11 protein-coding genes and 1 tRNA gene are annotated in these 15,725 nt (G+C 58.4%); 3 read left to right on the top strand and 9 right to left on the bottom strand.

What is annotated here, in order from left to right:
* Nucleotides 1–166: 166 nt before the first annotated feature.
* The 5 genes from JFT91_RS02825 to rpsU form a co-directional block, all read right to left on the bottom strand.
* Nucleotides 167–243: transfer RNA gene (locus tag JFT91_RS02825), tRNA-Ile, on the bottom strand.
* 15 nt (nucleotides 244–258) lie between these two features.
* Entirely contained in the window at nucleotides 259–4,005 is a 3,747-nt protein-coding gene (locus tag JFT91_RS02820) for a bifunctional diguanylate cyclase/phosphodiesterase (protein WP_201228758.1), read from the bottom strand.
* A gap of 126 nt (nucleotides 4,006–4,131) precedes the next feature.
* A complete protein-coding gene (gene rpoD, locus JFT91_RS02815) occupies nucleotides 4,132–5,976 on the bottom strand; it encodes an RNA polymerase sigma factor RpoD (RefSeq protein WP_201228756.1) in 1,845 nt (614 codons plus the stop codon).
* 67 nt (nucleotides 5,977–6,043) lie between these two features.
* Nucleotides 6,044–8,008, bottom strand: coding sequence for a DNA primase (dnaG, locus tag JFT91_RS02810; protein ID WP_201148913.1), 1,965 nt, complete (start codon nucleotides 8,006–8,008; stop codon nucleotides 6,044–6,046).
* Nucleotides 8,009–8,494: 486 nt separating this feature from the next.
* Complete coding sequence (rpsU, locus tag JFT91_RS02805) at nucleotides 8,495–8,710, bottom strand: 30S ribosomal protein S21 (protein WP_002551877.1); 216 nt, start codon at nucleotides 8,708–8,710, stop codon at nucleotides 8,495–8,497.
* A 199-nt stretch (nucleotides 8,711–8,909) separates the two neighbouring features.
* Here rpsU and tsaD point away from each other — a divergent pair, with 199 nt between their 5' ends.
* Complete coding sequence (tsaD, locus tag JFT91_RS02800) at nucleotides 8,910–9,935, top strand: tRNA (adenosine(37)-N6)-threonylcarbamoyltransferase complex transferase subunit TsaD (RefSeq protein ID WP_201148912.1); 1,026 nt, start codon at nucleotides 8,910–8,912, stop codon at nucleotides 9,933–9,935.
* A 23-nt stretch (nucleotides 9,936–9,958) separates the two neighbouring features.
* Here the strand turns inward: tsaD and plsY are convergent, their stop codons facing one another.
* The gene (gene plsY, locus JFT91_RS02795) at nucleotides 9,959–10,528 is read right to left on the bottom strand and encodes a glycerol-3-phosphate 1-O-acyltransferase PlsY (protein WP_201228752.1); all 570 of its coding nucleotides are present in this window, start codon (nucleotides 10,526–10,528) and stop codon (nucleotides 9,959–9,961) included.
* Nucleotides 10,529–10,602: 74 nt separating this feature from the next.
* Here plsY and folB point away from each other — a divergent pair, with 74 nt between their 5' ends.
* Nucleotides 10,603–10,959 carry a dihydroneopterin aldolase gene (gene folB, locus JFT91_RS02790; protein WP_064390789.1) on the top strand — a complete coding sequence of 119 codons (357 nt, stop codon included), beginning with the start codon at nucleotides 10,603–10,605 and terminating at the stop codon, nucleotides 10,957–10,959.
* Nucleotides 10,950–11,465, top strand: a complete 516-nt coding sequence (gene folK / locus JFT91_RS02785) for a 2-amino-4-hydroxy-6-hydroxymethyldihydropteridine diphosphokinase (protein ID WP_201231496.1) — start codon at nucleotides 10,950–10,952, stop codon at nucleotides 11,463–11,465. Before folB ends, folK begins: the two co-directional genes overlap by 10 nt.
* An 83-nt stretch (nucleotides 11,466–11,548) precedes the next feature.
* On the opposite strand, the gene JFT91_RS02780 is transcribed toward folK, so the two are convergent.
* The 3 genes from JFT91_RS02780 to JFT91_RS02770 all read right to left on the bottom strand — a co-directional run bounded on the left by JFT91_RS02780 (nucleotide 11,549) and on the right by JFT91_RS02770 (nucleotide 15,666).
* A complete protein-coding gene (locus JFT91_RS02780; RefSeq protein ID WP_201231495.1) occupies nucleotides 11,549–12,772 on the bottom strand; it encodes a multifunctional CCA addition/repair protein in 1,224 nt (407 codons plus the stop codon).
* A 63-nt stretch (nucleotides 12,773–12,835) separates the two neighbouring features.
* Nucleotides 12,836–14,398 (bottom strand): SpoVR family protein, encoded by a 1,563-nt coding sequence (locus tag JFT91_RS02775; protein WP_201148890.1) that lies wholly within the window; start codon nucleotides 14,396–14,398, stop codon nucleotides 12,836–12,838.
* Nucleotides 14,395–15,666, bottom strand: coding sequence for a YeaH/YhbH family protein (locus JFT91_RS02770; protein ID WP_008085192.1), 1,272 nt, complete (start codon nucleotides 15,664–15,666; stop codon nucleotides 14,395–14,397). The genes JFT91_RS02775 and JFT91_RS02770 overlap by 4 nt, the downstream gene beginning before the upstream one ends.
* Nucleotides 15,667–15,725: the final 59 nt, after the last annotated feature.

Here is a 15,725-nt window from a genome sequence, read left to right as displayed (position 1 = left end):
ATGCGTTTTACTGGTGGAGTGCGACTGCTGGCTCACTTGTGTAGGGATGAGGTGTCGGTCGCAGTATCTGGACGGATTATGGACGGAACGCGTTTTTTGCAATCCGGTTGGCCGATTTTTCAAATGCCAGAAACGACGAAAGCCACGTAATACGTGGCTTTCAATTTGGTGGGCCCACACGGACTTGAACCGTGGACCAAAGGATTATGAGTCCTCTGCTCTAACCAACTGAGCTATAGGCCCTCAGTAGGCCGCGGATTATAGCGACGGTTTCTCGGCTGTGCTATCCGAATAATCCGATACGGTTACACGAAGAAACGTTGCGGCGAATTCTTCTGGCGGTAGCGGCAGGCTGACGATGTAGCCCTGTATCTGTTCGCAGCCCTCGGCGGCGAGGAATTGTTGTTGTGCCTGGGTTTCCACGCCCTCGGCGATGACAGTGAATTGCATGCTCCGCCCCAGCGCGATAATGGCACGCACAATCGCTGCGTCGTGGGGGTCATCGGGCAATCCGCGGACGAAAGACTGGTCGATCTTGAGGATGTCCAACGGCAGGCGTTTGAGGTAACTGAGCGAGGAATAGCCAGTGCCGAAGTCATCGATGGCCAGTTGCACGCCGAGGTGTTTGAGTTGGTGCAGGACCGCCAGTGCCTCCTCGGCCTGACTCATGATGAAATTCTCGGTAATTTCCAGTTGCAGTAAATCCGGCCGCAGGCGGTTGTCCTTGAGCAGTTGTTCGATGCGCCCGAGCAGATTTGGTTGGCGCAGTTGCGCGCCGGCGAGATTGACCGAGAGCGGGCCGAGGCTGTCGTAGATCTGGTTCCATTCGAACATCTGCCGGCACGCGGTCTCCAATACCCAGTCGCCGATTTGCAGGATCATACCGTTCTCTTCGGCCAGCGGGATGAAGTGCTCCGGCGGTACTTCGCCGAAGGTTGGGTGGCGCCAGCGGATCAGCGCTTCAGCACCGACCAGGCTGTGGTCGTCGAGGCTGATTTTCGGTTGGTAGTAAAGAAACAGCTCATCGCGTTCGATGGCCCGGCGCAGTTCGTGCTCCAGCGCCACACGCTCGCTGGCCTGGGCGGTGAGGTCGCGGGTGTAGCTCTCGACGCGGTTGCGGCCCTTGGCTTTGGAGCGGTACATCGCCGCGTCGGCGTTTTTCACCAGCGTGGCCACGTCGCAACCATCGCGCGGATACAGGCTGGTACCGATGCTGGCGCTGATGAAAAATTCGTGTTCGCCGGCCTGGAACGGCGCTCCGAAGCAGTTGAGCAGTTTGGTGGCGATGTTGTCGGCATCGCTGGCCTGTTGCAGGCCAGGCAGCAGGATGATGAATTCGTCGCCGCCCAAGCGCGCCACGGTATCGATATCGCGCAGCTGTTCTTTGAGGCGAACGGCGATCCCCTTGAGTAGCAGGTCGCCGACCGGGTGACCGAGGCTGTCGTTGATATGTTTGAAACGATCGAGGTCGAGGAACAGCACTGCGCCTTGGCCACCGTTTTCCTGCTGACTGTTCAGCGCCGTCAGCAAGCGACTTTCAAACAATGTACGGTTCGGCAGACCGGTCAGCGGATCGTGGTGTGCCTGATAATCAAGCTTCGCCTGGGCGTGCTTGAGGCTGGAGATGTCGGCAAACACGGCGACAAAGTGCGTAATGAATTTGTCACGGTTGCGCACGGCGCTGATGGTCAGCCAGCTCGGATACAGCTCGCCGTTCTTGCGTCGGTTGGATATCTCGCCCTGCCAATGACCTTCGTCGGTCAACTGGTGCCACATCGCTGCGTAAAACGCGCTGTCATGCAGGCCGGAAGCGAGCAAGCGTGGCGTATGGCCGAGGGCTTCGCTTTCGCTGTAACCGGTGATTTCGGTGAAGGCGCGGTTGACCGCGCTGATGTGCTGCTGAGTGTCGGTGATCAGCACGCCTTCGGCAGTGCTTTCGAATACCGTCGCGGCTTGTTGCAGCTTTTCCTGCATCAGATGGCGTTCGGTGATATCGCGGGCGATGGTCAGCATGCAGTCTTCATCACCGATCGGCAGCGGACGGGCGGACACCTCACACAGGCGAATCTGCCCGTCACTGCGGCGAATGTGGCAGCTGAAGTCGCGTACGAAACCGTCGCGGTGCAGCAGATCGAGCATCTGTTTGCGTTCGTTGAGGTTGACCCAGATCCCCAGATCCAGCGCCGAGCGGTCCACCGACATGGCGCTGTTGAAGCCAGTGATGCGGCTAAAACCCTCGTTCACTTCCAACAGCAAGCCATCGCTCTGTCGCGACAGCAGCAAGCCGTCCGGTGAGGCATGGAAGGCTTTGGCGAACTTCTCTTCCGAGGTTTGCAGTTGTTGTTGGGTTTCCTTGAGCTGGGTGATGTCGCGCACCACAACCACCAGCGCGGGTGTGGTATCCAGATCGAAGGGTTCAGCAGAAATCAGGCCGGTAAAAACCTGGCCATTGTTGCGGCGAAAGGGCATTTCCAGGTTACGGATGCTGCCGGCCTGCAAGCGTTGCAAGAGGCCAGGCCCGACGCCGGGAATTCCCCAGATATTCAGGTCGGTGGCGGTCTGGCCGATGACTTCCTCGGCCTTGAGTCCGATCTGTTCTTCGAAGGCTTCGTTGACCTCCAGCAGGCAGCCGTCGGACAGTCGAGCAATCACCAGAATGTCCGGGCATTGCTGGAACACCGAGGCAAATTTCTGCTCCGAAAGTCGCAGCGCCTCTTCGGTGCGTTTGGTTTCGCTGATGTCGATCATCAAGCCGCGCATGACGGGCTCGTGGCCGTGTTCGATCAGGCTGACGATGTCGCGCACCCACAGGCAGCGACCGTCGGCGGTGATCACTCGGTAATCGAGGCTGTGATCGCGCCCGGCCAGCACTTCATGGTCACAGAAACTTTGGGCGCGGGTCAGATCCGCCGGGTGAATGATGTTGCGCCAGAACCCCGGTATCAACCAATGCGACAGTGGATAACCGAGCAAGTCTTCAGCGTGGGGCGAGACATAGCTGTAGGTGAAGTCACTCATCCGCGCTTCCCAGGCAATCGCCGACAAGCTCTCGACCAACCCGCGATAGTGGTATTCGCTGCTACGCAGTTCCTGTTCGAGGTCGATACGCCGGGCTATTTCTGAGCTCAAGCGGCGGTTTATGCGAATAACCACCGCCAGCACGCTGACCAGTACCAATAAGCCGGGCAGGCCGTAAACCAGCAGATCCGACCAGAACGTCCGGTGATCGAGGACGTTGCCGACCCAATGCTCCTGAATGCTGCTGATTTCGTCCGGGCTCATGTCGGCGAGAACTTTGTCCAGAATGCCGACCAGCACCTTGTTGTCGCGTGGCACGCCCATCGCCAGTTGATAGCGATACGGGGTTTCGCCGCTGACATACAGGCCGTCGAGTTTGAGTTGGCGCAGGCTCCAGACGCTGGAGGCGAGGTCACCGACGACAGCGTCCACTTCGTCGGTTGCCAGAGCCTGCAATGCCGAGCTGACATTGGGCATGGCTACCAGATTCAGGTCCGGGTGGTGGGTGCGCAGCAGTTCATGTGGCGCGTAGTTTTCAACCACGGCGATTTTCAGGCCGTAGAGGTCTTCAAGTTTGCGCGGTTGCGCGCCGCCGACATGAGCGAGGATGACAATTGGAAAGTCGAGATAGGGGCGGGTAAATGACAGGTAGGTCTGGCGTTCCGGGGTCGACATGATGCCCGGCAGCAGATCGATCTTGCCTTGTTTGACCTGCTCCAGCACCACGGTCCAGTTGACCGGCTCGATCGGCGTGAGTTTGATCGCCAGACGCTGGCGAATCACGTCGATATAGTCAGCCGCGAGGCCTTGGTAGCGCGCCTGGTCGTCGCGAAACTCAAAGGGCGGCCACGAAGCATCGACACCCAGACGCAAGTCCGGGTGAGCCGCCAGCCAGCTACGTTCTTCATCGGTCAGAGTCAGCGCGTCAGCGGTTGCGGTCCAGATCATCAGTGACAGCAAAAAAAGCACGGACGCCAATCTGGGCATAACGCTCTCGTTATGGCTCGGGGATGATTGTTTCGAGTGTAGACGCGGTACGCGGGGGAGGGGTGGTGCGCGGGATTTAATCTGCCTAATAAACAAAACCCCCGGCCTGGGCCGGGGGTTCTGGTATCACTCGTCGAGGAAGGAGCGCAGATGCTCGCTTCGCGTCGGGTGGCGCAGCTTGCGCAGCGCCTTGGCTTCGATCTGACGGATCCGCTCGCGCGTTACGTCAAACTGTTTGCCCACTTCTTCGAGTGTATGGTCGGTGTTCATGTCGATACCGAAACGCATGCGCAGTACTTTGGCTTCACGAGCAGTGAGGCCGGACAGTACTTCACGAGTCGCTTCTTTCAGGCTCTCAACAGTGGCGACATCGATTGGCGACTGCATGGTCGAGTCTTCGATGAAGTCACCCAGATGGGAGTCTTCGTCATCACCGATCGGCGTTTCCATGGAGATCGGCTCTTTAGCGATCTTCAATACCTTGCGGATCTTGTCCTCAGGCATTTCCATGCGTTCGCCCAACTCTTCCGGGGTCGGTTCGCGACCCATTTCCTGCAACATCTGCCGGGAAATACGGTTGAGTTTGTTGATCGTCTCGATCATGTGCACCGGAATACGGATGGTGCGGGCCTGGTCGGCGATCGAGCGAGTGATCGCCTGACGGATCCACCAGGTGGCATAAGTCGAGAACTTGTAACCACGACGGTATTCGAACTTGTCCACCGCTTTCATCAGGCCGATGTTGCCTTCCTGAATCAAATCGAGGAATTGCAGGCCGCGGTTGGTGTACTTCTTGGCGATCGAGATCACCAGACGCAAGTTGGCTTCAACCATCTCTTTCTTCGCGCGGCGGGCTTTGGCCTCACCGATCGACATGCGACGGTTGATGTCCTTGATTTCTGCGATGGTCAGACCGGTTTCGGTTTCCAGCGCAATCAACTTCTGCTGGCAACGGATGATGTCCGGCTGAACGCGACCGATGGCTTCGGCGTACTTGCTCTTGCCTTTGGCCAGGGCGTCGGACCAGCTTTCGTCGACTTCGTTACCCGGGAACTGACGCAGGAAATCGGCGCGTGGCATACGTGCATCACGTACGCACAGTTGCATGATCGCGCGCTCTTGCTGACGCAGACGATCCAAGGCACCGCGAACACGCTCGACCAGGCCTTCGAATTGCTTCGGAACCAGTTTGATCGGCATGAACAGCTCGGCCAACGCCAACAATTCGGCAACTGTTGCCTTGTTGCTGCGACCGTGCTTTTTCAGCGCTTTGCGGGTGATTTCCATCTGATCGGCGACAGCGCCAAAGCGCTGGGCAGCGATAACCGGATCCGGACCGCTTTCGGCTTCTTCTTCGTCATCGGAAGATTCGGCTTCATCGTCGTCGGTTTCGTCGTCGGCTTTCGCGACTTTCGCTTCGACAGGCGGCGGCACCTCGGCAGGCGGCGCAATCCCATCGTCCGGGTCGATATAACCGCTCAGGACGTCGGACAGGCGGCCACCTTCGGTGGTCACACGAGTGTACTCGGAGAGAATGTGGTCAACCGTGCCAGGGAAGTGCGCGATTGCGCTCATCACTTCACGGATGCCTTCTTCGATCCGCTTGGCGATTTCGATTTCGCCTTCGCGTGTCAGAAGCTCGACCGTACCCATTTCACGCATATACATGCGCACAGGGTCAGTGGTACGACCGATATCGGTCTCCACTGCTGCCAACGCAGCTGCTGCTTCTTCCGCAGCGGCCTCGTCGGTATCGGCGTCGGCCAACATAAGGGCGTCCGCATCCGGAGCACTCTCGTGTACGGGGATCCCCATGTCGTTAATCATGCGGATGATGTCTTCCACCTGCTCAGGATCTGAAATATCCTCGGGCAGGTGGTCGTTGACCTCGGCGTAAGTCAGATACTTCTGCTCACGACCCAGTTTGATCAACTCAATAATACGAGACTGCTGTTGCGCTTTTCCGGACATAACACCCTATCCACTGAAGGTCTTGGCGGGCAAAAAACAAGCCGAGGATTATACCTGAGCTATGACCTCACGCGCCAGTTGAGGTCGGGTTTGATGCGGAAACATTGCGACTTAATAGGTCGCGCAGTTGATTTTTCTCTTCGCTGCTCAGTTCGCTTTGACGCGCTTTTCTGAGCAGTTGTTCCAGATTTCGCTCGCGTTGGCGGGCTGACAAGCTAGTAATGGTGTCGAAAAACTGTTGTTCAAGGTTATCGCCGTCAATCAACCACTCCTTTTCAGCCAGTGCCTTGAGTAAGCGACCCTGTTCAGTGCCGTGCCATCGCGCGATCAACTGAAATGAGTTTAGCTTGGGATTCTTCTGTACGGCTTCGAGCAGCGCCACAAGCAACTGAGCGTTGGTCTGATTTTCGTCCGCAATGTGTCCGGCGTCTTCAACGCGCTCGGCCAATTGCGGGTGATGAAGCAGTGTGCGCAGGGCGGTCAGGGTCGGCGATTCAACACCAATCGGTGTGCGCGGACGTTGTTGATCGCGATCGCCGCCACGCTTGCCGTTTTTATCCCAAGGCTTCTTGTCCCACTTCTTGCCGCCAGCGCCGGGTTTCTTCGGCGTCCACTCCTGCTGCGGCACATACATGTCCTGTGCCTGCGGCTGATGGTAGTCGCTGTAGTCCGGCATTGCGTCGTAATTGATGCCCGGATCGTAGGCGGGCGGCGCTTCCTGCGGCGCACTTTGCGCGAGCTGACTGACGGTTTCGCTGCTCAGGCCGGTAATTTCGGTCAGGCGTTGGCGCATCAGGATGCGCAGGTTGGCGCCCGGCACTTTGTCGATCAACGGTGCAGCGAGGGTAGCCATATGGGCCTTGCCTTCGAGCGAGCGTGGATCGGCTTCTTCGGTCAGTTGCTGGAAGAAATAATCGGCAAGCGGCTGCGCATGCTGATTGATCCGGGCTTTGAAGGCGTCGGTACCTTCGGCGCGAACCAAGGTGTCCGGGTCTTCGCCTTCGGGCAGAAACAGGAAGCGCGCGCGACGGCCGTCCTGCAAGCTCGATAACGTCGCTTCCAGGGCGCGCCATGCGGCGTTGCGGCCGGCCTGATCGCCATCGAAGCAGAACAATACGTTCGGCACGACGCGGAACAGGCGCTTCAGGTGTTCTTCACTGGTCGCGGTGCCCAGTGTTGCGACGGCATTTTTCAGGCCTTGCTGGGCGAGAGCGATGACGTCCATATAACCTTCGACGACGATGATTTCGTCGAGGTTGCGATTGTTCTTGCGTGCTTCATAGAGGCCGTAGAGTTCCTGGCCTTTATGGAATACCGGGGTTTCCGGTGAGTTCAGATACTTCGGCTTGTCGTCGCCGAGTACGCGGCCACCGAACGCGATGATGCGCCCGCGGGTGTCGCGAATCGGGAACATCACGCGATCGCGGAAGCGGTCATAGCGTTTGCCGGTTTCGGCGTTCTCGATTAGCAGGCCGGCGTCGATCATGGCTTTTTGCTGAAGGGTGTCGCTGCTCAGGTGTTTGAACAGATTGTCCCAGCCCGGCGGCGCGAAGCCGAGGCCGAAATCCCGGGCGATCTCGCCAGTCAGGCCGCGGCCCTTGAGGTAATCCACCGCGGCTTTGCGCGATGGATGGCTCTTCAGCGCCTGCCGATAAAAGTCGGCGGCGGCGGTGAGCAGCGGATACAGCGGCGAATCAGTTGGCTGACGCGGTTTGTGCGGGCGACCGCTTTCTTCGCGGGGGATTTCCATGCCGGCGGCTTTCGCCAGATCTTCAACGGCTTGGGGGAAGTCCAGGTTGTCGTGATCCATGAGAAAGCCGAGGGCGTTGCCGCCCGCGCCGCAGCCGAAGCAGTAATAGAACTGCTTGTCGGGACTCACGCTGAAAGACGGGGTTTTTTCTTTGTGAAACGGGCAACAGGCGGTGTAGTTCTTGCCGGCCTTCTTCAATTGCACGCGCGAACTGACCACGTCGACGATGTCGGTGCGGTTCAGCAGGTCGTCAATGAAGCTCTGGGGTATCAGCCCGGCCATGGCATTCTCGTCGTCTGCGCTGCAATAAGTCCGATGCGAAGGGCGGCCGGACGCGGGTCGTTGTTGTAAGCACGCAAAATGTGCGGCTCGACCGGTGTCGTCTGCATAATCGCTGTCGGGAAGTGTATCTGCCGAAAATCCACTGACGTTAGTACCTATCAGTCTTCGACTATTTGAAAGTGTTGCGCTGAATCCGCTGGCGGCCGGTTAAGAGGCCTCGGATAGCTCAATAAAGCGGGCACGCATGCAGGTGCCTTGGGCTGATCGTCGTGAGAGGAATCAGTGGGTGTGCTCGTCAGTAGCCTTGAAAGGCTCGTCAGAAAAGACGTGCACCGCTGGCAAAAGAGCCAGGTCTGACGTTTGAAGCAGATTTGTCTCGGTCGCGTGTGCGGCTTCGACAGTGAAGCATCAAGCGTTTTACGCAAATGCCATTAGCCCGGCTGAGAGCCGGGCTTAGGCAAGAAGCTTGCTACGAACGTCTGTGTATTAGTACAGACGAACGGCGCGGCGCTGTTCGCGCTGAACTTTCTTGGCGTGACGCTTAACAGCGGCTGCTGCTTTGCGCTTACGCTCAGAAGTTGGCTTCTCGTAAAATTCGCGGCTACGAACTTCAGCCAGTACACCGGCTTTTTCGCAGGAGCGCTTGAAACGACGCAGAGCTACGTCGAAGGGTTCGTTCTCTTTAACTTTGACGGCTGGCATCCAGAGCTACCTTCATTCATTACCGGGGTCAACATCCTCGCGGCAAAAGAGCACTTGAAGACGTCGGTTTTTAAGGGTTGCGGATGTTAACCCCTCATCGCTCGGAATGCAAAGCCTCTGATCGAAAACCGCTGGTCGGGGCATCACTCGGGGACTATTATGCGCGCCTTCGAATTCAGCCTAAACAAGGCGCAAACCCATGCTAGTACTGGGATTAGAAACCTCCTGCGACGAAACCGGCGTCGCATTATATGACAGTGAGCGCGGCCTGCTGGCCGACGCGCTGTTCAGCCAGATCGACCTGCACCGCGCCTATGGCGGTGTGGTGCCGGAACTGGCCTCGCGTGACCACGTCAAGCGCATGCTGCCCTTGATTCGTCAGGTGTTGGCCGAGGCTGACTGCGTGCCGACCGAGATCGACGCGATCGCCTACACCGCGGGCCCTGGCCTGGTTGGTGCGTTGCTGGTCGGTGCTTCCTGCGCGCAAGCGCTGGCGTTTGCCTGGGGCATTCCGGCCCTTGGCGTGCACCACATGGAAGGTCATTTGCTGGCGCCGATGCTGGAGCCAAAACCACCGGAATTCCCGTTCGTCGCTTTGTTGGTCTCCGGTGGTCATACGCAGCTGGTTCAGGTCGATGGCATCGGTCAATACAGCTTGCTTGGCGAAACGCTCGACGATGCCGCGGGCGAAGCGTTCGACAAAACCGCGAAGATGATGGGCCTCAATTATCCGGGCGGGCCGGAAATCGCCAAGTTGGCGGAGAAAGGCGTCGCAGGACGTTTCACTTTCCCGCGTCCGATGTGTGATCGCCCGGGTTTGCAATTCAGCTTCAGTGGTCTGAAAACCTCTGCTCTCAACGCCTGGCAGCAGTGCGTCAGCGCCGGGGACGACAACGAGCAAGCCCGTTGCGACATCGCGCTGGCGTTCCAGCAGGCCGTGGTGGAGACTTTGACCATCAAGTGCAAGCGCGCCCTGAAACAGGCGGGCATGAGGCGTCTGGTGATCGCTGGTGGCGTCAGTGCCAACAAGGCTTTGCGTGTTTCGCTGGAGAAGATGCTCGGTGACATGCAGGGCGATGTGTTCTACGCCCGTCCCGAGTTCTGCACTGACAATGGCGCGATGATCGCGTTTGCCGGTTGCCAGCGCTTGCAGGCCGGCCAGCAGGAAAGTCTGGCGATCAGCGTGCAGGCGCGCTGGCCGATGGAGCAGTTGTCAGCGTTGTGATGAGCGGCGCTCATGAACGGTATTTAAAAATGCCGTTCGCGCCCGGCAAACAGGTCGCGTAGATTGCCGCGGTGGCGCCAGACGATCAGCAGCGTCAACGCGCTCATCGGCAACAGCGCCTCCGGTTCCTGCCAGGCCAGCAGTGGCAGGGTCAGTGGCGTGGCAATCAGCGCTGCCAGCGAACTGGTGCGGGTCAGGTAGAACGTCAGCAGCCAGGCGCAAACGGCGAGCAGCGCGGCGGGCGGATACAGGCCCAGGAGCATGCCGGCAGCGGTAGCAACACCTTTGCCGCCACGGAAGCGGAAATACAGCGGGAACAGGTGGCCGATCACGGCGCATACGCCGATCCAGGCCTGATCCTGCAGCGAAAGGCCCGCAGCCGCTGCTATCAGCACCGGCACAAGGCCTTTGCACAGATCACCCAGCAAGGTCAGGATCGCGAGTTTGCGACCGGCCAGGCGCAGCATGTTGGTGGCACCGGCATTGCCTGAGCCACTCATTCGCGGATCCGGGTTTCCGGTCAGGCGGCTGAGCAAAATGGCGAAGGACAGCGAGCCGAGCAGGTAGGCGAAGGTCGCCAGTAACCAAAACATGCTAACTATTCCGGGCGAGGACGCCCTGATTCTAACGGCGCATTGCGCCCTTGTCGTGCAGCGGAGAAAAGTGCTTGGACAGAGTGTTTATCGAGGGCCTGGAAGTCGACACCGTCATTGGTGCCTACGACTGGGAGCGCGGCATCCGACAGTGCTTGCGTCTTGATCTGAGCTTCGCCTGGGACAATCGCCCAGCCGCCGCCGGCGACGACCTGACCCTGGCGCTCGACTACGCCAGCGTTTCCACGCGGATTCAGGCTTTTGCCGAGCAGGCGCAGTTTCAATTGGTCGAGACTTTTGCCGAGCGTCTGGTTGAGGTGCTGATGAGCGAGTTCAAGATCACTTGGGTGCGTCTCAAACTGACCAAGCCCGGCGCTGTTCCTGCCGCCAAGGGCGGTGTCGGTGTGGAGATCGAGCGCGGATGTCGCTGACTCAGGTCTATCTTGGGCTCGGTAGCAACATCGAGCGCGAAACGCATTTGCGCGCAGGTCTTGATGCGCTGGCGACGTTTCTGGTGGATATCCGCTGTTCGGCGGTGTTCGAGAGCCAGCCGGTGGGGATCAAGAGCGGGCCGTTCTTCAACTTTGTGGTGTCGGCCTTCACCGACCTGCCATTGACGGAGCTGGATCGCCGCTTGAAATTTATCGAGGCGGATAACGGCCGATATGCGCCGGATCGCAAGGGCTTGCCGCTGGATATCGATGTGCTGCTGTACGGCGATCTGGCAGGTAATTTCGATGGCTTGGTCTTGCCGCGCGCTGAAATTCTGAAAAACGCCTTTGTGCTGTGGCCGTTGTCGCTGATTGCGCCGGATCGTGTGCATCCGGGCGTGGGAAAAAGCTTCGCGACGTTGTGGGCAGAAGCGCAGATTGATCAGGTGCTGGCACCGGTCGCGTTTGAATGGCGGGGTGAGCAACTCACGCCTGAGAATCTTTAAAAGCAAGAGATCGCAGCCTGGGGCAGCTCCTACAGATAACCCCGTGTAGGAGCTGCCCCAGGCTGCGATCTTTTGATCTTGCTTCAGGCGTTCTCTTTGTACACTTTCAAGGCCTTGAGCCGTTCACGCTTCAACGCTTCGCCCAGTTCGGGCCCCTTGAATCCTTTCTCCAGCAACGGCTGCACCGCGACTTCCCGCGCAGCCTTCGCCGCGCCGCGCAAATAATCCGCCTGTGGGTAACTCCTTTGCTCCAGTCCTTTGCGGCCCCGGGCATCCATCTCGCACGCAACGATAAACTCTTCAAACCGTTGCGGCCGGCGATACACATCAAAGCTCTGTAACAACTCCAGTAGCGTCGAAGCCTTCAGCTCCAGCGCCCGGTGCCCGTGGGTGTGGTATTTGCCAACCAGCAACGCCAATTCCTGGCAATCCTTCGGCGCCTTGAAGCGTTCGTTGACCGCTTTGATCAGTTTCAGCCCTGTGTGCTCGTGAGCGATGTGCCGTGGCCATTCCTCGGTTGGGGTGAGGCCTTTGCCTAGATCGTGCAGCAGGCAGGCCCAGCGTACGGTGAGCGGTTGTTTGTGCAGAGCTGATTGCTCCAGCACGCTCAATGTGTGAATGCCGGTGTCGATTTCCGGATGATGGACTTCCGGTTGCGGCACGCCGAAAAGCGCATCGACTTCTGGCATCAGTACTTTCAGTGCGCCACAGTCGCGAAGCACCTGAATGAACACCTGTGGCTGATCTTCCATCAGTGCTCGGGAGATTTCCTTCCAGCTACGCTCGGCCGTCAGCGCTTGCAGTTCGCCGGATTCGCTGAGCTGGCGCATCAGTTCCAGGGTCTGCGGCGCAACGGTGAAACCGAGATCGGCATAGCGGGCAGCAAAGCGGGCAACACGCAGTACACGGAGCGGATCTTCGGCGAACGCCGGAGAAACATGGCGCAGGATTCGATCTTCAAGATCGCGCTGACCGTGGTAGGGATCAGTCAAATTCTGCTGATCGTCCTCGGCCATGGCGTTGATGGTCAGGTCGCGACGGATCAAGTCTTCTTCAAGCGTCACTTCGGGGCTGGCGTGAAAAGTGAAGCCGCCATAACCTCGACCACTTTTGCGCTCGGTACGGGCAAGGGCATATTCCTCACCACTTTTTGGATGAAGAAAAACCGGAAAATCCGCGCCCACCGGACGATAGCCCAGGGCGAGCATTTCTTCCGTGGTAGCACCAACGACTACCCAGTCGATATCGGTGACCGGTTTGCCCAGCAAGCGATCACGCACCGCACCGCCAACCTTGTAAATCTGCATAAAAAACCTCCGTTAGCCCGACAGGATAACCCTTGCGTCAGACTTTCGGAGGCCAGAACCGGATCAAAGATGAATGACGGCCAGGTCGAGCCGACCGTAATCCCCCTCGCTGTGTTCGCTGCGTGGCGGAACGTGATGGGTTTTCATGATCTGGTCGCCCTGCAGGGTTTCCAGATGGATGTCGAAGCCCCACAAGCGATGCAGGTGTTTGAGCACTTCGTCGGTAGAGTCACCCAGCGGTTTGCGATCGTGTTGCTGGTGGCGCAGGGTCAGCGAACGGTCACCACGACGATCGATGCTGTAAATCTGCACGTTCGGCTCACGATTGCCGAGGTTGTACTGCGCGGCCAGGGTTTCGCGGATGATTCGGTAGCCGGTTTCGTCATGGATCGCCGGTACCAGCAAATCGTCCTTCTGATCGTCATCAAGGATGCTGAACAGTTTCAGATCGCGGATGACCTTGGGTGACAGGTATTGCAGGATAAAGCTCTCGTCCTTGAAGCTGCTCATGGCGAACTTGATGGTCGACAGCCAGTCGGTACCGGCGATATCCGGGAACCAGTGGCGATCTTCCTCTGTAGGCTCCTCGCACATGCGTCGAATGTCACGGTACATGGCAAAGCCCAGTGCGTAGGGGTTGATGCCGCTGTAGTAGGGGCTGTCGAAGCCCGGCTGGAACACCACGCTGGTGTGCGACGTGAGGAACTCCATCATGAAGCCGTCGGTGACCAGGCCTTCGTCGTACAGGTCGTTCATCAGCGTGTAGTGCCAGAACGTCGCCCAACCTTCGTTCATCACTTGAGTCTGGCGTTGTGGATAGAAGTACTGGGCGATCTTGCGCACGATCCGCACGATCTCGCGCTGCCAGGGTTCCAGCAACGGCGCGTGTTTCTCGATGAAGTAGAGGATGTTTTCCTGAGGCTCGGCCGGGAAACGTGCGTTGTCCTTGTCGCTGTATTTGTCTGCGCCTTTGGGGATGGTGCGCCACAGATCGTTGATCTGCTTCTGCAGGTGTTCTTCACGATCTTTCTGCCGCCGCCGTTCCTCCTCGGCGGAAATCGGATACGGGCGTTTATAGCGGTCGACACCGTAATTCATCAGCGCATGGCAGGAGTCGAGCAGGTCTTCCACCGCATCGATGCCGTGGCGCTCCTCGCACTGCATGATGTACTGCTTGGCGAACACCAGGTAGTCGATGATCGAGCTGGCGTCAGTCCAGGTGCGAAACAGGTAATTACCCTTGAAGAAGCTGTTGTGGCCATAGCACGCGTGCGCGACTACCAGCGCCTGCATGCAGATGGTGTTTTCTTCCATGAGGTAAGCGATGCACGGATCGGAGTTGATCACGATCTCGTACGCCAGGCCCATTTGCCCGCGGCTGTAGGATTTTTCGGTGCTGAGGAAGTGTTTGCCGTAAGACCAATGGTGGTAACCCAGCGGCATGCCCACCGAGGCATAGGCGTCCATCATTTGTTCAGCGGTGATCACTTCGATCTGGTTGGGGTAGGTGTCCAGTGCATAGCCGGCCGCGATGCGGGCGATTTCGCGGTCGTAAGTCTGGATCAGCTCGAACGTCCATTCGGAGCCGGTTGAAATGGGTTGGCGCTTCTGCTCTTTGGCGGTCATGTCACTAACCTGCGCTGGAAGAGTTCACGGAAGACCGGATAGATATCCCCGGCCGAGACCAGTTGCTGCTGGGCAAATGTGTCAGAGAAGGCATCGGCAATGCGTTCGTATTCGTACCACAAGGCCTGATGTTCACGCGGGGTGATCTCCACGTAAGTGTAGTACTGCACAAACGGCATGATCTGATTGATCAGGATATCGCGGCAGATCGGCGAATCATCGTTCCAGTTGTCACCGTCGGAAGCCTGCGCCGCGTAGATGTTCCACTCGTTGCTCGGATAACGCTCGGCCATGATCTCCTGCATCAGTTTCAATGCACTGGAAACAATCGTGCCGCCGGTTTCCCGTGAATAGAAAAACTCCTCCTCGTCAACTTCCCGGGCGCTGGTGTGGTGGCGGATGAACACCACGTCGATCTTGTCGTAGTTTCGCTTGAGGAACAGGTACAACAGGATGAAAAAGCGTTTGGCGATGTCCTTGGTCGCCTGTGTCATCGAGCCAGAAACGTCCATCAGGCAGAACATGACGGCTTTCGAGCTGGGGTTCGGCTGTTTGATCAGCAGGTTGTATTTCAAGTCGAAGGTGTCGAGGAACGGCACGCGGTGAATGCGCGCGCTGAGTTTTTCGATTTCAGCCTCGAGTTCCTGAATATCGCCGAAGTTGTCCGGCTCTTCGCGTTTCAGGCGCTCGAGTTCTTCCTTGGCCTCGCGCAGTTTCGCCCGGCTGCTGCCAGACAACGCAATGCGCCGCGCGTGCGCTGAACGCAAGGTGCGGATGATGTTGATTCGTGACGGGTTGCCCTCGTTGCTGATCCCCGCGCGCACGGTTTTGAAGGTGTCGGTGCCGCTCAGGTTGCGTTTGACCAGGTTCGGCAGTTCGAGGTCTTCGAACATGAATTCGAGGAATTCTTCCTGAGTGATCTGGAAGACAAACTCGTCCATGCCTTCGCCAGAGTTGCCGGCCTTGCCCGGACCTCGGCCGCCGCCACCGCCCGGTGGACGAGCGATGTGTTCACCGGCGGTGAACTCCTTGTTGCCGGGATGCACGACGGTCTGTTTACCACCACGACCGTGATGAAGCACCGGTTCGTCGATGTCGCGACCGGGGATGCTGATCTGCTCGCCGTGCTCCATATCGGTAATGGAGCGCCGGCTGACCGCCTCTTCGACGGCCTTTTTGATGTGGTCACGGTAACGCCGCAGGAAGCGCTGACGGTTCACCGTGCTCTTGTTCTTGCCATTCAGACGTCGGTCGATCACATAGCTCATAGACCCCTCCGGGGAGCTTCAAGTCATAAGCTTCAAGCTGCAAGTGAACGCTCTCCCGT

It is taken from the genome of Pseudomonas sp. TH08 (assembly GCF_016651275.1).
In the GTDB taxonomy this organism is placed as follows: Bacteria; Pseudomonadota; Gammaproteobacteria; order Pseudomonadales; family Pseudomonadaceae; genus Aquipseudomonas.
This window is presented reverse-complemented; position numbering and strand designations above follow the sequence as displayed.

Bases quoted from the DNA above. Each gene is read 5' to 3' on its own strand.
- rpoD (WP_201228756.1), bottom strand. From the start codon at position 5,976: ATGTCCGGAAAAGCGCAACAGCAGTCTCGTATTATTGAGTTGATCAAA.
- folK (WP_201231496.1), top strand. From the start codon at position 10,950: ATGTCGCTGACTCAGGTCTATCTTGGGCTCGGTAGCAACATCGAGCGC.
- dnaG (WP_201148913.1), bottom strand. From the start codon at position 8,008: ATGGCCGGGCTGATACCCCAGAGCTTCATTGACGACCTGCTGAACCGC.
- JFT91_RS02775 (WP_201148890.1), bottom strand. From the start codon at position 14,398: ATGACCGCCAAAGAGCAGAAGCGCCAACCCATTTCAACCGGCTCCGAA.
- tsaD (WP_201148912.1), top strand. From the start codon at position 8,910: ATGCTAGTACTGGGATTAGAAACCTCCTGCGACGAAACCGGCGTCGCA.
- JFT91_RS02820 (WP_201228758.1), bottom strand. From the start codon at position 4,005: ATGCCCAGATTGGCGTCCGTGCTTTTTTTGCTGTCACTGATGATCTGG.
- plsY (WP_201228752.1), bottom strand. From the start codon at position 10,528: ATGTTTTGGTTACTGGCGACCTTCGCCTACCTGCTCGGCTCGCTGTCC.
- JFT91_RS02780 (WP_201231495.1), bottom strand. From the start codon at position 12,772: ATGCAGATTTACAAGGTTGGCGGTGCGGTGCGTGATCGCTTGCTGGGC.
- JFT91_RS02770 (WP_008085192.1), bottom strand. From the start codon at position 15,666: ATGAGCTATGTGATCGACCGACGTCTGAATGGCAAGAACAAGAGCACG.
- rpsU (WP_002551877.1), bottom strand. From the start codon at position 8,710: ATGCCAGCCGTCAAAGTTAAAGAGAACGAACCCTTCGACGTAGCTCTG.